This window comes from Chryseobacterium sediminis (assembly GCF_008386505.1).
In the GTDB taxonomy this organism is placed as follows: domain Bacteria; phylum Bacteroidota; class Bacteroidia; order Flavobacteriales; family Weeksellaceae; genus Chryseobacterium; species Chryseobacterium sediminis.
In genome coordinates this window covers 516897-537476 of the sequence record NZ_VUNZ01000003.1, presented here as the reverse complement: position 1 = coordinate 537476, position 20580 = coordinate 516897, and the positions used below count along the sequence as shown (strand labels likewise).

The following is a 20580-nucleotide window of genomic DNA, read 5'->3' as shown; positions in this document are numbered from 1 at the left end:
TTTATTTTATAATTTCCTTACATATAAAACACCACCAATATTCTTTATCCTGATCTTTTAATTTAGTCTTTGCCCGATGACCGCAATGATCACAGATGCATTCGTCATTTTCATCTTCTTCAGCTGTATAGTGACACTGATAACAACCCCAAACTGTTATACCTGACTCTTCATCATCAATATGCCACGTGAAAGAGTCTTCTTTACAGTGGGGACACATTTGTGTAGCCATTTATATATTCATTTAAACTTAAAAATAATAAAAAAAGACAAACCCTCAGATTTGCCTTTTATATTTTTGAAATTTTCTTAATCTACTCCTTCCTCTTCTCTGTTGACCAGCTCCATAGAAAATGCAGGCAGACAGATAGCAAGGTATTCACAAGGTTCTGAAAACGGGTTACTGTAACGAATTCTTGCTCCTTTTTCAATAAGAATACTCTGACCTTTTTCCAGAGTAACAGTCTCTCCGTCAATTTCAAATTGCTTTTTTCCTGAGATGATATATGTAAATTCATCAAATTCAGGGGTCTGATGAGGCTCGCTCCAATCAGGAGGCGCCACCATATGAGCAATCGAAACATTAGAATTTCCGGTAGAATTTCCCCAATGCTCTTCAATCAGTTTCCCATCATTAGTAGGAACTACAAATGGGGACTGTTGGATTTTATATTTTTTCATGCCCAGTCTTCTTTTTTAATTTCATAAACGAAGTTGGTTCTTGAAGGCTCTCCAAAATAAGCAACTTCTTCCTCTGCTATCTTTTGTCCTCCAAGTCTCTCCAAAGCTGTCTGCGAACGGAAATTTTCTTTCCCAATATGAAAATGCACTTTATCTACAAACTGAAAGATATAATCCAGCATCAGCTTTTTAACCTGAGGATTGATACCTTTTCCCCATGATTTTGTTCCATAGAAAGTATATCCGATAAAAATATGACTGTCTTCTTCATCAAAGTTATAATAACGGCTGCTTCCCAATACATCTCCGGTAGCTTTCTCAATAATTTTGAAAGCACCACCACTCTCCATAGCTCCTGTAAAAAAGTTTTCAAAAACCTCTCTCTGATAACGATCTTTGTTGGGATGCTGTTCCCAGACTTTAGGATCGGAAGCTACTTCATATAAAGATTCAAAATCCCCTTGCTGTAAGGGGATCAATTGAAATTCTTCATTCTCTAAAACAGGCTGAACAGAAAAATTCATTGTTTAGCTTTTTTTAGTAGAATCTGATTCTATTTTCTTGATTTCCTTCAATTTGTCAGAAATCTTGATTACAGTGTCTAATTTTGATGGTTTCAAAGGAACTTCCGCCTGAGCCATATCCCATTTGATCACTAAGTTACCTGTATTTTCATCTGTAGGATTCAGGGTAATTTCAAACCATTCCTGTTTGTCTGTTAATTTATTAACCGGCACAGTAACATCTACTACATCCTGTTTAGGATCGTAAGTATAAGCTCCCCATTGCTGGAAATCTTTATTCAGGATCACTTTCCATTCTTTTTCTGTAGGAACGATAAATAATCCATAAGTTCCTGCAGGAACTGTTTTCCCACCGAAATTAACTGCCTGTCCGAAAGTAATTTTCGTAGATGAGTTAGCACCTGCTCTCCAAACCTGACCATAAGGAACCAATTCTCCAAAGATCTTACGTCCTTTCACTCCCGGTCTTCCGTAGTCAATAGAAATCTTAGACATTGAAAATTGCTGCTCCACCTTCTGACGCGGGCTTGCTGCCGGCACAGAATAATCCTGAGCAAAACTTAATGCTGAAACTGAAATGCAAACTGCTGCTAGTAACTTTTTCACGTGTAAATTTTTGTTTAAAATTACGAAAATCAAAACAAAATAGCTTTCACAAACTTCGTTAATTTTTGTTTTACCGATATTTTTCTATAGTTATATTCTTTTAAGACAATTCTCTTTAGAAATGAATGATTAACTATTAAAGATTTTACTTTTCTTGATATTTTTCCCTTTTCTCAGCTGTATGGAATGAAAAACAGAAGGCACATCATTCGTCCACTCTTTAAGGATTAAAAGGATGGCAATAATCTCTGCCCGAGTGAGTAATCCTACCCAAAAACAAAAATTAAACAAAATAACAGACTGACATTTTAAGATAATCTGAATCAGTGTCCCAAAAAGAAATAAGGTCCATATTTTGGCCCCAATAGAATGCGTTGCCACTTCTTTTCTGAATTTTAAAAAGCTTACCAGATAAATAAGGACTTCTGCCCCTGCCAGAATAATTATTTTGTAAACATTTGTTTTGAAAAATCCGGGACACAGTAAATAAGTAGAAACTCCTACTGAGATGAAAAAAATCTGATCAACCGTAGAATCCATACGTCTGAGCTTTGGGGTTGAAACATTCAGATACCGGGCGATGATTCCATCAAAAATATCGGTCAGTAATCCTATGGATAAAAGAATGACAATAATTATTTGATGATTCTCTATTTTAATAAGGCTTAAAGAAATGATTATAAATCCAATAATCAGTCTGGAAAAAATTAAAATAGCCGGAATTTTTGATTTCATAGAAGCGTGGAATAAAACTTATATTAAAGGGGTGAAAGGTAAGTGATAATTTTTTTTAAAACAAAATAGCTTTCTCAAGTTCCAATAGTTTTTGTTTTCTCCAGATCCCTCCGCCATATCCTGTTAACTGCCCATTGCTTCCAATCACACGGTGACAGGGTATTATAATGGATATTTTGTTTAAGCCGTTCGCATTGGCTACTGCTCTTACAGATTTAGGATTTCCCAGGATATCAGCCTGTTCCTGATAGCTTCTTGTTGCTCCGTAAGGAATTTTCTGCAAAATATTCCAGACTTCTTTCTGGAAAGCAGTTCCCACTGGAGAAAGAGGAACAGTAAATTGGGTTCTTTTTCCTTCAAAATATTCTGAAAGTTCTTGTTCCAGAGTATCAAAGTGAGGGTTCTCTCCTTGTATAATATTCGCATTACAATGTGCTGAGATACTTTTCAGCTCTGTAGGAAGTGCTTTCCTGTCTGAAAATTCCAGCAGACAGATTCCATTTTCATCAGCACAGGCTATCATGGTTCCCAGTGTGGTTTCAATTCTCTTCAGATCAATGATTTTTTCCGTTGTATTATTTTTAGGAGATACTCCAAAAATATTTTTAAAACTCTCATTAAAACCACTCAGACTTTCATATCCCGTATCAAATGCCACCCCTGTAACTGATTCTCCCTGTTGAAGCTTTTTAAATGCTGTATTGAGCTTTGACATTCTCTGAAAAGCATGAAAAGTTATTCCATGATGTTTCAGAAACCATCTGCGGACTGTTGCGGGTTCCAATCCTCTTTTTACAAGATCATAATCTTTAAGTTTTAATGTTGGATCATCTGCAATTTCTTTCAGCAGTTCTTTTATAGATTCTGGTGTTGCATTAAGGTGTTCCAAAGGTCTGCATACTTTACACGGACGATATCCCTTTAGCATCGCATCTTTGGTATTGGAAAAAAACTCTACATTTTCAAATTTTGGTTTCCGTGCTGTACAGGTTGGTCTGCAGAATATACCTGTGGTTTTTACCCCCATCCAGAATATTCCTTCAAATGAAACATCTTTCGTATAAGAGGCCTCATACATTATTTTTTCTGTGAGTTTCATAATTAAATAAAAAGAGGTGAAAAATTTCTTCTATTCGTAACCTTCTGACTTGCTTTTTCAAGCTTCCTGCAGATCTCTACATTCAACACATTACTCAAAGGTAATGGTTGTTCACTATGATGTAACTGTTCAAAACTTATCATAACTTTTTTATTCAAAAGTAGAAAGATTGCAGAGTGCCTTACAACCGAAAAATGAACATCTATTTTTTTAATGATCTTTGAAAGTGAAGTTCAGATTTAAAATAAAATCGCCTTTTCAAGCTCCAGCAGTTTTTGTTTTCTCCAGATACCTCCGGCATATCCCACCAACTCTCCGTTGGAACCTATCACCCGATGACAAGGGATTAAAATCGCAATTTTGTTAATTCCATTGGCCGTTCCTACCGCACGTATTGCCTTTGGATTTCCTAAGATTTCCGACTGTTGCTTATATGTTCTTATTTCACCCATCGGGATTTCACGGAGAAGCTGCCATACTTTTTCCTGAAACTCAGTTCCTGTAGTAAACAACGGAACCTCAAAACGGTTCCTTTTTCCTTCAAAATATTCTTTCAGTTCTTCTTCCAATTGGTGGAAATGAAGGTGTTCTTTTTCCACAATCTCCGCCTTCAAAGCTTTTGATAAGGCCTTCAGCTGTTTTTCTATATTTTTCCGGTCTGTAAATTCAAGCAGACAGATTCCCTGATCTACGGCACAGGCAATCATTTCTCCCAGTGGAGTTGATATGTTTTTTTGGTGTATAAATTCCATTAGTTTAAAAATAAGCTTTTTGGAAATTATATCTTATTTTTTATAGGTTAAAATTCTTTTTATCTGCTCAATATGCCTTACATTATGATAAATAACAAAACGGAAAGTATCGCCCAGCTTCAATTTTATCAGTTTTGAAATACTAATACTGGTCTTCGTATTTCCCAGATCAATGTGGTGAGCTTTTTCTAATAATTCGAGTAACTGTTTTTGCTGGCTGATAAATTCGTCCACCACTCTTTTGTTCAGCTGGCTGTGGATGGGATTCATTGTTTTAAATGTCTTCATTTTATTCAGATTCTCTTTGGGAAGCATACTTTTGGCAAAATAATTCCCAAGAATTCCTGATTTGAAAATATCTTTCGGAGAAGTTTTGGAAGCAGCTATTCTGTTAGTGATTTCAGGAATATAGAAGTTTCCATAGCGGTTGAGATGCTCCAGACATTCCAATGTACTCCAGCTTTCTTGTGAAGGTCTGAAATTCAGTTCATGCTCCGGCTTTAAAGACAGTATTTCAGCAAAGTGTAAATGCTGTTCTGCTATGTCTTTTAACTCATCCAGTAATTCTGAGGTTGAAATTTTCATTACGTTTTTTATGCAAATATCCTGAACAGATTATTCTTAAATATTGACTGAACTCAAGATTTTTTAAGTCTGGATAAAGTTTCCGGTGACATCCTCAGATAATTGGCAATATATTTATTAGGAACTTCCTGAAACAGTTTCGGACTTCGTTTTAAAACCCTCTCAAAACGTTCTCCCGGAGCATTAATGAGCAAATCTTTTTCTCTTTCCAGCTGTTGCAATACGAGATCTTCCAGAATATTCATCCAAAATTTCAGGTGTTCTTCACTGGATTGTATAAACTCATAAAAATCCTTTTTTGAGGCTATTCTTACTGTTGTTCTTTTAATCGCCTGAATGTAAAGATCAGACGGTTTTCCCGATAAAAAGGAATCCAGACTAACAATAATATTTCCGGTGTATCCGAAACGAATAATTCTTTCTTCATTTTCATCCATCATAAAGATCCGGACACTTCCGCTTTCAACAAAATAAATAGAGGTATCTGTACTTCCCGAAATCTTCAGAAACTCATTTCTTTTGAATTCTTTCTTTTCCCAATGGATTCCGCTTTGAAGCAATTTTTCAACCATTTCATTTTATTATTTGCTTTTCCAAAGATAATAGGTAATTTTAAAGTTTTAAAACACTAATCACTGATAATGCTCAAAAAAACAGCCCTTTTTATGCTGCTTTCTGCCGGATTTTATGGTATGAAAGCCCAACAGACTATCCCCTTCCGGATTACAAAGCACAATAATATTATTGTTAAAACTCTTGTCAATAAAAAAGATTCACTGGATCTGATGTTTCAGATTGCGATGAAAGATTATTCAATTTCTCCTGAACGAAAGCATAAAGCTGACCATATTATTTTCAACAAAGAAGAAATCAGTGATCATAATACCGTAGAAATTGGGAAGATCAACCAGAAAAATGTGCGCTTTTTTGACAATCAGTTAACAGGCCACGAAGCTGATGGAAAAATGGGAACCGGAATTTTTGATGGTAAAGCCTTTAAAATTGATTATGATAACAGCCAATTTGTAATGTACGATAAAATGCCAGACCTGAGTGGCTACCAAGCTGTCAATATCATCTTAGATCATGACGGGTTTTATCTTGCCGGGGATAATATTATTGAGGGAGATCAGCAACAGGAAGCCTATTTTGTACTGCAATCGGGGTTCTCCGGAGCGATTCTCTACAGTAACGAGTTTGCAGAAGAAAAGCAACTTGACAAAAAGCTAAAAGTAACCGGGGAAAAAACTCTGAAAAACTCTGAAGGTAAAACTTTAACCACCAAACAGGCCGTTCTTCCTTTTTTTAAGCTGGGAAAGAGTGTTTTCAAAGATATTCCGGCAGGATTTTTCTCAGGAGAACTTAAAACACAAAATGTAAGTTATCTGGGTGCTGATATGCTCCGCAGATTCATCTGGATCTTTGATGCCGACAGAAAAATGGCTTACATTAAACCCAGCAAATATTTTTCAGAGCCTTACTACAAAATGAATTAGAATATGATAAACCCTTTAATGCTAAGAAAGATGATGAAGATCAAAGCTGTCACCCTTTTATTTCTCTCACTTTTTGTGGTGAGCTGTCAGAAAGAAGAGAAAAAAACACTTATAACAGAAGCAAAAACCACGAATGACTCTATAAAAACAACAAAAACTGAAGAGAAAATAGATTACACCGATTTTAATATTTTCAGTTTATCTGTTATTTCATCCGCTGAAAAAGATTCTGATATGGATATTTTCATTTCTGTTTCAGATATATACAAAGGAGAGCAACCTATTCCTGCAGACATTGTTAAAAATCATAAGCAGATGACCTATGAAGAACGCCAGCATTTTGAACTGGATGCTCCCAGCAGAAAAAAGCTTCTCAACGGAATTCATCTCACGGAAAATGATTCTCTCTATATATACGAGTATGGCTCTAATAAACTTCAAAAAAAGCCGATAAACCAATTAAAAGCGGTTGCTTATTTAAGTCCTTATACAGATAGTGAAGATTTAGATCCGGATTCTTATATGATCGGCTTTCAGGTAGCTACTCACCAAAAAACCACAGAGTACGACCGATTCAATAATGCCATCGCCTATTTTGGAAATAAAAACCCATTCATAGAAAATAAAATGAAGCCAGTAAAATGGCAAAAAGCGGGCGCTGATATTTCAAAAAAATATTTTAGTCATTCAAAGTTGACATCAGGAAAGACCTATCAGGCACAGTATGAAAATATGACTTATTATCTGCAGGATTATCTTGAAGAAGGAAATATTGTAGATCGTAAACTGGTCGTCATCAATGATCGTAAAGAAAAAATTGCTGAGAAAACATTCAGCCTTGCAGGAAGTGATGGAGGAGAATTTCTTCCGCTTTATGGGATAGATGCTGACGAGGCCAATGCTTTCCAGTACACAGGACATCTTTTCAAAGGAAAACCTTCTGTTATTTTTGGATTTATTGCACAATCTTTTGGCTGTCCTTCCATCAGTTTCTTAGATAAAAATGAGAAGGATTTTCCGATTAATTGTGATAACAGGCATTAAATAGGATGAAAATGCTAAATGGTAAAAAAGTTTCTAAAAGAATTGGTTTAGATTTCTACCGGAATGTCGAATCTTTGGATAAATAAAACGTTTAGCTTGTTCATTCCGTAGGAATCTATACTCTTACCATCTAAATACAAAATCTAGATTCCTACGGAATGAAAAACTGTGCGGATAGATTTTTGGAATTAGGATTCATTTCAATCACCAAAAGAAGATTCAAGAGGAATGGGCTTTATCCAAACCTATTATAAGAATTCTTATCCATGTATAAAAAAAGCAAATCCGTTGATGAACTGATTTGCTTTTTTATTTTGAGTGTCTTATTTCTTAGGATAATATCTGTCTTTCAGATTTGTAAAATAGGTTTCAGATTCCTTGAAGCCATTACTCTTCATGAATTTGATGACTACATTCAGATAAGTTTCTGAAGGAGTAAAACCTGTTCCCATTTTTTCGGAAAACTTTTTATAGTCTTCTTCCAGCTGTTTTGGATTTTTGGCAAGCTGTTTTACATCGGTTCTGAAACCTTTGAATATAAATTTTAATGCTTCATAATTCCCTGGATAGGAAACTGTTCCGTGAGTTTCTCCTTCAAAAAAACTATGTTTATAGTTTAGGGATCCGTTCTTTTCTATAATTCCTTTAAACTCTTCAATCGCCTGCGTCATATCAGAATTCCAGTTTTTCTGCTGTTCTTCATTGTCTGCCTGAGAAACATATAAAGTTTTTTTTGCAGGAAACTTCTTATTCTTTTCCAAATACTCTTTTGTTCTTGAAATGGTTACTTTATTATCCCACCATAAACTTGGATCATTCGCAACATATGCATTAAAATAATCCGGATGTAAAAGGAATGTATTGATGGCAAATAATCCTCCGAAAGAGTGCCCAACCAATACAGAATAATCCTGAGTTCTGTAGTTTTTATTAATGAATGGTTTCAGTTCTTCCTGCATAAATTTCACAAAATTTTCGCCTCCGCCACTGTCCGCAAAGAGTATGATATCCGGATTCACAGGGCTTTTCTTCTGAGCTTTTGTGGGAGTGAGATCTCTTGTCCTTTCTGTATTTTTAATTCCTACAACAATACATTCCGGAATATCCGCATAAGGAGTTCTGGCGATAAAATCCGTTAGTCCTGTGTAATAATCAAAGTTAATTTCTCCGTCTAAAAGATAGATGACCGGATATTTTGAGGGATTGATTGTATTATCGTTATAAGTTTTAGGCAAATGCACCCAAATTTCCCTGTTTTCGTTTAAAACTTTTGAAAATAAGTTTTGCTTCTCTCCGATTGTCAGTTTTTCCTGAGCTTTTCCTAATGTGAAGAGTAATAATAATGGGATATATACAATTTTAAACCAGCTGTTCATGGTGTGAGTCTTTTCTGTGTTGATGAATATTTTTAACTTCTTTATTCTTTTTGGGTGATTTGTTTCTTCTGCCCCACCAGATCAGGAATCCGGTGATTGGGAGGCTTGTACAGATAATTCCAATAATGAAGGTGAATATTTTACCAAACATTCCGCCCCAATAGCCTACATGAAGATCAAAATTCATATGCTCAATCACTTCATGCATCTGTACTTCTTTCGGGTAATCAATTTCTTTTCCGGTATACTTGTTGGTTTCCATGCTTTTCCCGTTGACAAGGCTTTTTAACCCAATAAACTGAGCGGCAACCACATGATAAACCGTTGCTGAATCATTTCTGGGAATGCTCATTCTGAACTGTTTTGCCTCGGGAAATTCCCTGAATTTTTTGTCTATAAAATCAGTATATGACAAAGCTTTTTTCTCAGAATCAAATTTAGGTTCATATTTTTCTGCAATGGTATGGGCATCCACCGCTCCACCGAAAGCCTGTTGGGTAAGATTTGTTAGAACCTCATAGGCCATAATGAGCCCTGTAATGGTAATAAATACTGCAGGAAGCAATGAATAAAAACCAAAGACATTGTGAAAGTCATAATTTTTTCTGCGCCATTTTGTTCCTGATTTGATTTTAAACGCAGTTGTTCTGGTTGTTTTGTTCCATTTTTTTGGCCACCAAAGGATCAGCCCTCCAATTAACTGGATAAAAAATATGATGGAAGCAACTCCAACTACCGTTTTCCCGAACTTTCCTGCCAATAATTGAGCATGAATATGGGCTACGACATAGAAAAACTCATAGCTCTTTGTAGAACCTATTACTTTTCCGGTGTATGGATTAAGATAATGATAGGCAAAAACGCCTCTTGGTCCTCGCCCTTTCTTTTTGGATTTTTCTGCTGTGTTTTTGTCTTTGGGAGGCTTAGTTGCTGATGCTACCCTGAAACTTCTGTCCGCTTCTTTATAGGTATCGAAATAGAATGCTTTTCTGTCCGGAACCTGCTGATGAAACTGAACCAGCAATGCTTCAGGAGTCATTTTTTTAGCATTGACAGGAGCCTGTACATATTTAGCACTTCCGCCGCACAGATCAATGATTTCGTCACAAAAGACAAATACAGTTCCTGAGAGAGTAACTGTCAGAACAATGATTCCGGAAACCAGTCCGAGCCATAGATGCAGCCATCCGGTGATCCTTTTGGTAAGGGATTTTCCCTGCTTTTTTTTAGGATTAGTTTTTTTATTCTCCATATCTGTTTTCATCATTAAAAAGATAATGGTTGAAAATGCAAAGGCGCAACAGGATTTATAATGGCGTGTTTGAAAAGTGAAAAGAGTTATTCCTGCTGCCATTTACTTTAGCATATTCGAGGGCATCAGAAACATTGGTTTATCATAAATCAAAGCGTTGCACCTTTGCGGTTTTCATCCTTATATTTTCGGTGATATTATTTTTGTTTTTAAATTTTAAAATTTGAATGCAAAATTGGCGAGGATTTCCCTTGGCTTCTGTGGCTGCCCGTAGAAGTTCCAGTAGACTTCATTTAGGGCATTATTCATTTTAAGACCGATTCTGTATTTTTTCTTGTCATAGAAAACCGTAGCACCCACTGTAGTATAAGAAGGAGCAAGGAAATGATTGGTAATATTGATGTAGGTTTGATCTACAAAATTGAATCCTGCCCCAAAACCAAGCCCTTCATAGGCTCCATCCATAATTTTGTAACTCGTCCATAGATTCGCTACATGTTTGGGTGTCCAGGCAATTCTTTTTCCGCTGTCTTTGCTTCGATCGTCGTATTTGTTGTCATTATACCCATATCCTGCAACGATATTCCATCCTCTGAAAGGATTGGCGATGATGCCTATTTCCAGCCCCTGACTTTTGATATTACCATCCTGAATACTTCCTATTCCGCCCGGATCTGCAACCAATCTGTTTTTAACGTTAATATTATAATAACTCACAGTTGTCAGTAATTTTTTATGGAAAAGATCTACTTTAAAACCTGTTTCAATCTGATTTCCCTGTTCGGGATCCCATTTTGTTAAAACCCCGACTTCATTCAATGATGGAGCATAGTTTTTAAATCCGTTTACATAATTGGCAAAGAATGAAATCTGGTCTTTTACAATTTCATAGACCAATCCAAATTTTGGTGAAAACTGGGTCTGACTGTATCCTGTCACTTTATTTTCAGGATATCCGTTTTTAGTAGAAATCTCAACACCGTTTACCACTGTATCATCATTTTTATAACTGTCTACTCTCAAACTCGCCATTACCAGCAAGTTGTCTGTAATATTCAAAACATTGGAGATATAACCGCTGATCGTTCTGAATGTGGTAATATCTGATTCTGTAGACTTTCTCTCCTTATTCATGAATTTGTTTCTCGAAATAGGATCCCATGCAGAAGAGCTGTCGAGGCTCACCTTATCATAAGGCATGAAAACATTGCTGTATCCGTTGGCTTCATAGTAAGGGAACTGATATTTTGTTCTTTGCTGGAAATAATCTATGCCTACTACCAGACGGTTTCTTAACCCACCTATTTTAAAATCTCCGGTAAAATTCTGCTGAATATTGTCTGTGGTCACTTTAAAGCTGTCGAAAGGACGGATCATTCTTTCTACCTGGTTATTATTCAAATATCTCAATACTAAAAAGATAGATTCATTTTCATTGGCTTCTCCTCTTTGGTAAGATGTTCTTGACGTCCATTGATCATTGAATTTATGAGTAACCTCAGCCATTGTTACAAAATTGGTTCTTTTGGAGCCAATGTCATTACTCGTAAACGCCCTCTTGTAAGCTACTTCCAGATCTTTCATTGAGTGTAAGGTCAGTTTTTCTGAGTTTCTTACGTAGGCATTCAATGTTTTATCCGGAGCATGGAACTCGGTGTCAAGCGTTACTGTGGTTTTGTCGCTAACTTTATATAAAACACTTCCGGAAAAGAATAATCCTTTATTGTAACCGGAATCCTGAAACGAATCCTGAGAATAGGCTGCGACATTGAATCTTGCTAATGCCGTTTTTTCTTTATTCAAAGGAGTATTCACATCAGCTGTGATCCTGTTCATTCCCCAGCTTCCGGTGGTATAATTGATAATTCCCCCGAAGTTTTCCTGTGGTTTTTTAGTGACAATATTCACCACACCGCCATAGTTGGCCAATGTTCCTCCGAATAAGGTTCCGGATGGTCCTTTAATTACTTCTACTCTTTCAATATTAGCGATTTCGGACTGTACTCTTGGGTTTTGGATAAGTCCATTTCTGAAACTTGCGTTTGAGCTGAATCCCCTCATGAAAATATCATTCCCGCTGTCGTTCACACTATTACTGACCACAACACCTGGGGCAGAAGCCATCGCTGTGTTGAAGTCCATTGCACCCATTTCACTGATGATTTCTTTGGGAACAAGATTGTAAACGGTAGGATTTTCCAGGTTTTCCAGAGGAAGTCTTGCTATAGACTCAGATTTTTTGGTTCTGTAATTATGGGTTCCCTGTAGTGATACGGACTGGATTTCAGCCACTTTAATGGTGTCTGTTTCCTGGGCACTCAGCATTGTTACGGCTAATAGAGCTGCAGAAATAATTGTTTTTTTCATGTTTATAATTAAGTTAGTTCTGCAAAATTATCTTATTTTTATTAATTCTAAATAAAAACATGACACAAATCATAAAATCAAAGCTTTCAAAATATCCGATAAATAAAGGGTTCCTGAAAAATCAAGAACCCCATTTTAAATTTTTATTTTAAAAATATTTTTGTAGAAAGGTAAAAATCCGGTCAAAATGTTGGTAGGGTTCAGTATGCCTGCCTTCCCATTTTATATGCTCAAAATGGTATTGATAATGATGGTCTTTAAGTCTTTGAATAATTTTGTCTGACATTTCTGCCGATGGACAAATTTCATCCTGATTACCAGACATCAGCAAAATAGCAGCCCTGGAATTTTCTACTTTTATAAGAGACTTACTTTCTGCATTTTTATCCTGCAGCATTGCTTCAAACGCCTTTCTTATATTGTGCTGCATCATAAAGGGAACTGCAGCTTCATTTACAGGCACAAAAGGAAGTTCCTTGCCTCCAAATGTCCAACTGGATGTTGAAAAATGATCGGTATTTCCAGGAAAAACAACATGGCTGGAGGAAAGAGCTATAATACAAGAAATATCAGAATAATAACTTCCAAGAAGCAGTGCGAGGTCTGCCCCTCTGGACCCTCCAACGATTGCTAATTTGTCCGTAGAAAGCTTCTGTTTAGCAACCGATATAGTTTTGTACACGTCCTGAATTTCAATTTTCTCAAGAAGTTTTGGTGAATTTTTTGAGCCAAAATAAGCCAGCGCCAAAAACGCATAATCCCTATCCAGAAATTGATCTCTTATAGATTTCCAATGTCCGGATGCCCAGGCATTACCTCCTTCTGCCCCTCCCAAACCCACAACTAAACCTTTTATTTTTTTTGAAGGAGTATATAAAACTGCATCTGTATTTTTTGAATGAATAGTATCCTGTGACTTCAGTGCTGTACTTATTAGCAGAAAAACAAAAATTTTAAATAATAGTTTCATGATCTTTTTTTGTCAAAAATAGATCTGTTAATCCGATTTATTTTTGCTCTAGATCAAAAACTACTTTTCTTTACGTAATCTGCTCAGAGTAGACTGTGTAATGCCCAGATAGGAAGCTGCCATTCCCAAAGGAATCCGATGATAAACTCCTTTATATGTGTTTAAAAAATGGTCATATTTTTCTTTTGCCGTAGTAAATCTCTGTGAAGTAATTCTTTCCATCAGATGCCCGAATACACTTCCCATCGAGAGTCTTGCATATCGTTCCATTTCCGGAAAATGGTCGAAGAGATACCCAAGATCATTCACTTTAAGGCAGAAGGTTTCAGTCTTTTCAAGACAATCAATATAATAGATATCTTTTGTTCTCTCTATAAAGCTTTTAGGAGAATTGATCCATTCATTTTCACAGGAAAAATACTCGCTGATCTCTATTCCGTCTTTCAGATAATAGGTTCTTACCAGTCCTTTAAGAATGAAATAACTTTTGGTACAAATTTTATCTGCATCCTGTACAAGCTCCCCTTTATCAAAGATATGAAAAGACAACCTGCTTTCAAGTTCGTTTCTCAGAGATTCACTCACTTTAATGTACTGGCTAAAATGAGCTATAATATGATCAAATTCAGATATCATATTTTACACAGCCATCATCATTGACATATAATAATTGGCACAATGCAATGCATTAATTAAGACAATTTCTTTGTCCGGAAAGGTTTCAAAGGCGTCAGAAGTTGTTATATGGTATTCATAATTCATAGAAGCCCATTTCAGATGCGGCTTTAAAATCATAAGCTCAACACCATCCTGATCTGTAAGGACGAATGATTCTTTAAAAATTCCTCTGTGCTTAAAGAGATAACCGTTTTTCACGCCATCAAAATAGGTCTGCACCACAATTTCCCCGTTCCAGTTCATCCTGAATTTTAAAAGGACTCTTTCATGATCTTTCAGTTCGATGGTAGTTCCCCAAAAACCCTTTGGCTCCACCTGATAGCTCTGACCATCTGCAATTTCAATAACAGCATTAAATTTAAACCAGCTTGCATAAGTAAGTTTCCCAATTAATGTCTCTTCTTTTGTGACTTCAAAAGATAAAGAATTGCTTGATTTAGCGTAATATTCTGCCATGGTTATATCTTAATTTGGTGAAGTTTTTATTAGTTTTTAAATAGCAATAACAGCTTGAATTTTAACGCTCTAATTTATAAATAATTCTGCAAAAAATTAAATTGATTTTAAAATCTGTTTTCAAATTACTTTATGATAAACAATTTAAAGGAATTCTATAAAATAATTGTTTTTATAATAAAGAATTTAGTACAAGTTCAGCTAATTCAACATTGCTTTTTGTTACGTTTCCTGATAAAACAAGAGTATTTAATATTTGTTTTGCACCTTCTTTATCTTGGTTATTATTCAATATTATAGCCTTATTAATCAGCAAAATTCCTTCTGTTTGACTATCTGGTTTTTTTGAAAGTCCTTGATTGATTGCATAAAGTCGTACTGTTTCATCTTCTGATATATCTGCAAGTTCTTTCCATCCTGGTGCAAAATCAGGAACATTTTGTGTCAGAAAGCTAATGATTTCATGTTTTTTATTAATATCGTCTGTCCACTCAATTTGCATATAAGTTAAATATAAACCTTTAGGGAATATTCCAAGTTTTTCTCCTTCCAAAGAATATATTGCGGTCTTTGTAGTAAAAAATCCTTTTGGTTCCAATTCATCTGTTTTTTTATAAAATTTTAATGCCAGATCATATACCGGATATGCCCAGGTTGGTTGAATCTTCATTGCTTCTTGAAGTTTTGAGATTGATAAATCATATTTTCCGGTTTGTCCCAACGCTCTCGCTTCCTGATGGAGTTGTTCTGCTCTAAAATCAATATTTTTATTTTCCATATTTTATACACTAAATTTTCTTCTTTTTATTTATTATTTGAATCTAACAATAACTCTTGTCCTTTGCCCTTCATCAATTCCAAAAACAAAACTATATATATGAAGATTATTATTATCCCATCTTATAATTTTCTGCCACCAGTAATCAACTTGTTCAGTTTTTTCAGATCCATCCATTTTTAGCTCCTTGGCTATGTTACTTTTATTCAAGCGATAGAGTTTATCAATAAACAATTCTTTTTTCTGATCTTGGTCCCAGCTGTATTCAATCAAACGTATAATACTGTCATTCTTTGTAAAAAAATAAGAAATTTGCGTATCCAGGTTTGCTGTATCTCTATGATAAATTATGGGTTGTTCAAATTCGTACTTTTCTATTTCTGGAAAATATTCTTTTGATAATCTAATATCAACATTATTGTAATATTTAATTCCACCATTTATCTTTTCGATACTTTGTATATCTGAAATTTTTGGCTGCTTATATTCAATAACTGTACTTTGAAGCCTTATATCTTTTAAAGTCACCTTTTGCCGGCAATTGAAAAGTAAAAGAATTATAAAAATCTGAAGAAATACCTTCATCAATAATTTATTTTGACAGAGTTGTTAATAACTCAAATTTACACATTACTTTTATTAACAAATAATGAAATATTATAAGAAAATTAATCCTATTCTTATGTAAGCTAAAAACCTCATAGATTTCAGAAATCTATGAGGCTTATAATATTTATTTTGTACTTGAAATTACATCGTCTCCATTTTGAAGCTCATGCTTTCGATTACTTTTAAGATCGCTTCTACCGTATCCATTGAAGTTAAACAAGGAACACCGTTTTCTACGCTCATTCTTCTGATCTGGAATCCGTCTCTTTCTGCCTGTTTACCTTTTGTAGTGGTATTCACAACATACTGAACTTTTCCTTTCTGGATCAGGTCGATAAGGTTTACACTTTCTTCTCCTATTTTGTATCCAATTTTGCAAGGAATTCCTTTATCTTCAAAGAATTTCGCTGTACCTTCTGTAGCCCAGATTCTGAATCCTACTTCATGGAATCTTGCTGCAAGAGCGGCTGCTTCATCTTTGTGCTTATCTGCTACCGTAAACAGGATAGAACCGTGCATAGGAACTTTTCTTCCTGCTGCTACCAATCCTTTATAAAGTGCTTTCTCAAGGGTTGTATCTTTCCCCATAACTTCTCCTGTAGACTTCATTTCAGGGCCTAAAGAGATGTCAACTTTCGTTAGTTTGGAGAAAGAGAATACCGGTACTTTTACAAATACTCCTTCTTTGTTTGGAACCAATCCGTTTTCGTATCCTAAATCTTTTAGTTTTTGTCCTAAAATTGCCTTTGTTGCAAGGTTAGCCATTGGAACTTCCGTGATTTTAGATAAGAAAGGAACTGTTCTTGAAGAACGAGGGTTTACTTCGATCACATATACATTTCCTTCAAAAAGAACGTATTGGATGTTCATTAATCCGATAACATTTAATCCTTTTGCCAGTCTTTGTGTATAGTCTACCAAAGTGTCAATTTCACTTTGAGAAATATTCTGAGGTGGATATACCGCGATAGAGTCTCCGGAGTGAACTCCCGCTCTTTCGATGTGTTCCATAATTCCCGGAATCACTACAGTTTCTCCGTCACAGATTGCATCAACTTCAATTTCTTTTCCTACCATGTATTTGTCAACCAAAACAGGGTGTTCAGGACTCGCTTCTACTGCATGCTCCATATAGTAAGCCAGTTCAGCTTCTGCGTATACAATTTCCATTGCTCTACCTCCAAGAACGTAACTTGGACGTACCAATACCGGATAACCGATTTCGTTAGCAATTTTTATAGCTTCTTCCTTAGAAGTTGAAGTTCTTCCTTTTGGCTGAGGAATTCCCAGCTCCTGAAGTGCTTTTTCAAATTTATCTCTGTTTTCAGCTCTGTCTAGATCTTCCAGTGAAGTTCCCAAGATCTGTACTCCGTGAGAGGCTAATTTATCTGCAAGGTTAATCGCAGTCTGTCCTCCGAACTGTACCACTACTCCTTTAGGCTTTTCTAGCTCGATGATGTTCATTACATCTTCTTCTGTAAGCGGCTCGAAGTATAATTTATCAGAGATTGAGAAGTCTGTAGAAACAGTCTCAGGGTTGTTGTTGATGATAATCGCTTCGTAACCCATTTCTTTGATTGCCCATACTGAATGAACGGTAGCGTAGTCAAACTCAACTCCCTGTCCGATTCTGATAGGCCCAGAACCTAGTACGATAATTTTTTCTTTGTCTGAAACAACACTTTCGTTTTCTTCTTCGTAAGTTCCGTAGAAATAAGGGGTTTCACTTTCAAACTCAGCAGCACAAGTATCTACCATTTTGTAAACCGGCATTACTCCGTTTTCTTTTCTGAAGTTGAAAACCTCACGTTCTTTTACATCCCAAAGAACCGCAATATTGATATCTGCGAAACCTAATCTTTTCGCTTCAATTAATGTTTCTTTATCGAATTTGTTGGCAGCAATTACTTTTTCAAAGTCAACCAGTTTTTTCAGTTTCCAGATGAAGAATTTATCAATTTTACTCCATTCTACAATCTGTTCCCAGTCGTATCCTCTTCTTAAAGCATCTCCGATGATGAAAAGTCTCTCGTCATCACAAACTCTGATTCTTCTTTCGATTTCCTCAGCAGTAAGTGCTTCAGCTTGTTTTGTTTTTAATCCTAAATGTTTGATTCCTGTTTCTAGTGAACGGATCGCTTTCTGTAAAGATTCTTCAAGATTTCTACCGATTGCCATTACTTCACCAGTTGCTTTCATCTGAGTGGAAAGTCTTCTGTCTGCAGTTTCAAATTTATCGAATGGGAATCTTGGGAATTTTGTTACCACATAATCCAGAGCAGGCTCAAAACATGCGTATGTTTTTCCTGTTACCGGGTTCATGATTTCGTCAAGCGTTAATCCTACCGCAATTTTTGCAGCGATCTTTGCAATCGGGTATCCTGTTGCTTTACTTGCTAAAGCTGATGAACGGGATACTCTTGGATTTACCTCAATGATATAATATTCAAAAGAATGTGGATCTAATGCCAACTGTACGTTACATCCTCCTTCGATACCTAATGCTCTGATGATTTTTAAAGAAGCATTTCTCAGTAACTGATATTCTCTGTCTGAAAGGGTCTGAGAAGGTGCTACTACGATAGAGTCTCCTGTGTGAACTCCTACCGGATCAATATTTTCCATGTTACAAACCACAATGGCGTTGTCGTTTGCATCACGCATTACTTCGTATTCAATTTCTTTGAAACCGGCGATTGATTTTTCAATCAAACATTGTGTAACCGGGCTGTGCTTTAATCCTAATTCGGCAATTTCTTTCAATTCTACCTCGTTGGATGCAATACCTCCTCCTGTTCCTCCCATCGTAAAGGCAGGACGAACGATTACTGGATACCCGATTTCATCTGCGAAAGCTAATGCTCCTTCTACCGTGTTAACGATATCAGATTCCGGTACCGGCTCGTTCAACTCTCTCATCAATTCACGGAAAAGATCTCTGTCTTCTGCTCTGTTGATGGCAGAAAGCTTTGTTCCCAGTACTTCCACTTTGCATTCTTCAAGAATTCCTGATTTTTCCAGTTCTACCGCCATGTTCAGTCCTGTCTGCCCCCCCAATGTAGGTAATAATGCATCCGGACGTTCTTTTCTGATGATGTGGCTTACAAACTGTAATGAAATCGGCTCAATATATACTTTATCAGCGATTTCCACATCCGTCATGATGGTTGCAGGGTTTGAATTGATCAAAATTACCTTATAACCTTCTTCTTTCAAAGACAGGCAAGCCTGCGTTCCTGCGTAATCAAATTCAGCTGCCTGACCAATGATGATAGGTCCTGAACCGATTACTAAAATTGTTTTTATATCTGTACGTTTTGCCATTTTTCTTTTTTTAGATACTAGAAGTTAGATACATAAATCTTAGACTTTTAGCATAATGCTTTATTTAGATTGAATTAACACACTTTGTCATTCCATAGGAATCTAAACATACTTTGTTGAGATTCTTCACTCCGCTATCGCTTTGTTCTGAATGACAGAAAGCCGTATTATTTTTTAAAGTCCTCCATCATTTGAATAAACTCATCAAACAGATAGTTTGCATCTTCAGGACCAGGGCTTGCTTCCGGGTGGTATTGAACTGAGAAACAAGGGTGGATTTTGTGTTTTAATCCTTCGTTTGTTCTGTCATTCAAAGCGATATGCGTTTCGATAAGGTCTGTTCCTTTTAAGCTTTCCTGATCCACAGCATACCCATGGTTCTGAGAAGTAATGGCTACCGTATTTTTCTCAAGGTCTAACACCGGGTGGTTTCCTCCTCTGTGTCCGAATTTCAGTTTGAAAGTTTTCGCTCCACAAGCAAGGCCGATCAACTGGTGTCCTAAACAGATTCCGAAGATTGGAACTTTTCCTAATAATCCTCTGATCATATCTAAAGCATGTGGCACATCTTCCGGGTCACCAGGACCGTTTGACAACATGATACCGTCCGGATTCATCAACAGAATTTCTTCTGCTGTAGTATCCTGAGAAACCACAATGATATCACAGTTTCTTTGAGATAACTCTCTGATAATCCCCAGTTTTGCACCGAAGTCTACCAATACTACCTTGAAACCTCTGTTCGGATTAGCATAAGGTGTTTTTGTTGAAACCTCTTCTACCTGGTTGGTTGGGAAATTTGTTGATTTCAGCTCAGAAGCTACTGCAGTTTCATCTGCATCAGCGTTTACAATCTTACCTTTTACAACTCCATGGTTACGAAGAATTCTTGTCAGTCTTCTTGTGTCGATTCCTGAAATTCCTGAAAGGTTTTTCTTTTTAAATAATTCATCTAAAGTAATCTGAGTACGGAAATTAGAAGGAAGATCGCAAAGTTCTTTTACGATAAGCCCTTTGATTGCCGGCTCAATACTTTCATAATCATCACGGTTAATACCATAATTTCCGATAAGCGGATAGGTCATACAAACTATCTGACCGCAATACGACGGGTCAGAAATCAATTCCTGATATCCTGTCATTCCGGTATTGAAAACTACCTCCCCTGCAGTTTCCAATTCTGCTCCGAAACCTTCTCCATGAAACACTTCACCGGACTCCAGTATTAATTTTTTCTTCATTTTAAAC

20 protein-coding genes are annotated in these 20580 nt (G+C 36.1%); 2 read left to right on the top strand and 18 right to left on the bottom strand.

Annotation, left to right across the window (positions count from 1 at the left end; genetic code table 11):
• Positions 1 to 309: 309 nt before the first annotated feature.
• The 8 genes from FW780_RS17705 to FW780_RS17670 all read right to left on the bottom strand — a co-directional run bounded on the left by FW780_RS17705 (position 310) and on the right by FW780_RS17670 (position 5554).
• The gene (locus FW780_RS17705) at positions 310 to 681 is read right to left on the bottom strand and encodes a cupin domain-containing protein (protein WP_149834991.1); all 372 of its coding nucleotides are present in this window, start codon (positions 679 to 681) and stop codon (positions 310 to 312) included.
• Entirely contained in the window at positions 678 to 1205 is a 528-nt protein-coding gene (locus FW780_RS17700; RefSeq protein ID WP_149834990.1) for a GNAT family N-acetyltransferase, read from the bottom strand. The genes FW780_RS17705 and FW780_RS17700 overlap by 4 nt, the downstream gene beginning before the upstream one ends.
• Positions 1206 to 1208: 3 nt before the next feature.
• A complete protein-coding gene (locus tag FW780_RS17695) occupies positions 1209 to 1811 on the bottom strand; it encodes a DUF2911 domain-containing protein (RefSeq protein ID WP_149834989.1) in 603 nt (200 codons plus the stop codon).
• A 129-nt stretch (positions 1812 to 1940) separates the two neighbouring features.
• Entirely contained in the window at positions 1941 to 2546 is a 606-nt protein-coding gene (locus tag FW780_RS17690) for a CDP-alcohol phosphatidyltransferase family protein (RefSeq protein ID WP_149834988.1), read from the bottom strand.
• A gap of 55 nt (positions 2547 to 2601) precedes the next feature.
• Complete coding sequence (locus FW780_RS22740; RefSeq protein ID WP_149834987.1) at positions 2602 to 3645, bottom strand: bifunctional transcriptional activator/DNA repair enzyme AdaA; 1044 nt, start codon at positions 3643 to 3645, stop codon at positions 2602 to 2604.
• A 239-nt stretch (positions 3646 to 3884) separates the two neighbouring features.
• The gene (locus FW780_RS17680; RefSeq protein ID WP_149834986.1) at positions 3885 to 4397 is read right to left on the bottom strand and encodes a methylated-DNA--[protein]-cysteine S-methyltransferase; all 513 of its coding nucleotides are present in this window, start codon (positions 4395 to 4397) and stop codon (positions 3885 to 3887) included.
• A gap of 33 nt (positions 4398 to 4430) precedes the next feature.
• On the bottom strand, positions 4431 to 4982 hold the full coding sequence (locus tag FW780_RS17675) for a DinB family protein (protein ID WP_149834985.1): 552 nt from the start codon (positions 4980 to 4982) through the stop codon (positions 4431 to 4433).
• Between the two features lie 53 nt (positions 4983 to 5035).
• The gene (locus FW780_RS17670; protein WP_149834984.1) at positions 5036 to 5554 is read right to left on the bottom strand and encodes a Crp/Fnr family transcriptional regulator; all 519 of its coding nucleotides are present in this window, start codon (positions 5552 to 5554) and stop codon (positions 5036 to 5038) included.
• Between the two features lie 69 nt (positions 5555 to 5623).
• Here FW780_RS17670 and FW780_RS17665 point away from each other — a divergent pair, with 69 nt between their 5' ends.
• Positions 5624 to 6478, top strand: coding sequence for a hypothetical protein (locus FW780_RS17665; RefSeq protein WP_149834983.1), 855 nt, complete (start codon positions 5624 to 5626; stop codon positions 6476 to 6478).
• Positions 6479 to 6481: 3 nt separating this feature from the next.
• On the top strand, positions 6482 to 7522 hold the full coding sequence (locus FW780_RS17660) for a hypothetical protein (protein WP_149834982.1): 1041 nt from the start codon (positions 6482 to 6484) through the stop codon (positions 7520 to 7522).
• Between the two features lie 323 nt (positions 7523 to 7845).
• Here FW780_RS17660 and FW780_RS17655 read toward each other — a convergent pair whose 3' ends face one another.
• The 10 genes from FW780_RS17655 to FW780_RS17610 all read right to left on the bottom strand — a co-directional run bounded on the left by FW780_RS17655 (position 7846) and on the right by FW780_RS17610 (position 20573).
• On the bottom strand, positions 7846 to 8898 hold the full coding sequence (locus FW780_RS17655) for an alpha/beta hydrolase (RefSeq protein WP_149834981.1): 1053 nt from the start codon (positions 8896 to 8898) through the stop codon (positions 7846 to 7848).
• Positions 8882 to 10165, bottom strand: coding sequence for a PepSY-associated TM helix domain-containing protein (locus FW780_RS17650; protein ID WP_241676933.1), 1284 nt, complete (start codon positions 10163 to 10165; stop codon positions 8882 to 8884). Before FW780_RS17650 ends, FW780_RS17655 begins: the two co-directional genes overlap by 17 nt.
• Positions 10166 to 10366: 201 nt before the next feature.
• Entirely contained in the window at positions 10367 to 12517 is a 2151-nt protein-coding gene (locus tag FW780_RS17645; RefSeq protein ID WP_149834980.1) for a TonB-dependent siderophore receptor, read from the bottom strand.
• A gap of 148 nt (positions 12518 to 12665) precedes the next feature.
• Positions 12666 to 13487 (bottom strand): acyl-CoA thioester hydrolase/BAAT C-terminal domain-containing protein, encoded by an 822-nt coding sequence (locus FW780_RS17640; protein WP_149834979.1) that lies wholly within the window; start codon positions 13485 to 13487, stop codon positions 12666 to 12668.
• Positions 13488 to 13547: 60 nt separating this feature from the next.
• On the bottom strand, positions 13548 to 14123 hold the full coding sequence (locus FW780_RS17635) for a Crp/Fnr family transcriptional regulator (protein WP_149834978.1): 576 nt from the start codon (positions 14121 to 14123) through the stop codon (positions 13548 to 13550).
• A gap of 3 nt (positions 14124 to 14126) precedes the next feature.
• Entirely contained in the window at positions 14127 to 14621 is a 495-nt protein-coding gene (locus FW780_RS17630) for a hypothetical protein (protein ID WP_149834977.1), read from the bottom strand.
• A gap of 172 nt (positions 14622 to 14793) precedes the next feature.
• Positions 14794 to 15399, bottom strand: coding sequence for a hypothetical protein (locus FW780_RS17625; RefSeq protein WP_149834976.1), 606 nt, complete (start codon positions 15397 to 15399; stop codon positions 14794 to 14796).
• 33 nt (positions 15400 to 15432) lie between these two features.
• The gene (locus FW780_RS17620) at positions 15433 to 15984 is read right to left on the bottom strand and encodes a hypothetical protein (protein WP_149834975.1); all 552 of its coding nucleotides are present in this window, start codon (positions 15982 to 15984) and stop codon (positions 15433 to 15435) included.
• 165 nt (positions 15985 to 16149) lie between these two features.
• A complete protein-coding gene (gene carB / locus FW780_RS17615; RefSeq protein WP_149834974.1) occupies positions 16150 to 19332 on the bottom strand; it encodes a carbamoyl-phosphate synthase large subunit in 3183 nt (1060 codons plus the stop codon).
• Between the two features lie 167 nt (positions 19333 to 19499).
• The gene (locus FW780_RS17610; protein ID WP_149834973.1) at positions 19500 to 20573 is read right to left on the bottom strand and encodes a carbamoyl phosphate synthase small subunit; all 1074 of its coding nucleotides are present in this window, start codon (positions 20571 to 20573) and stop codon (positions 19500 to 19502) included.
• Positions 20574 to 20580: the final 7 nt, after the last annotated feature.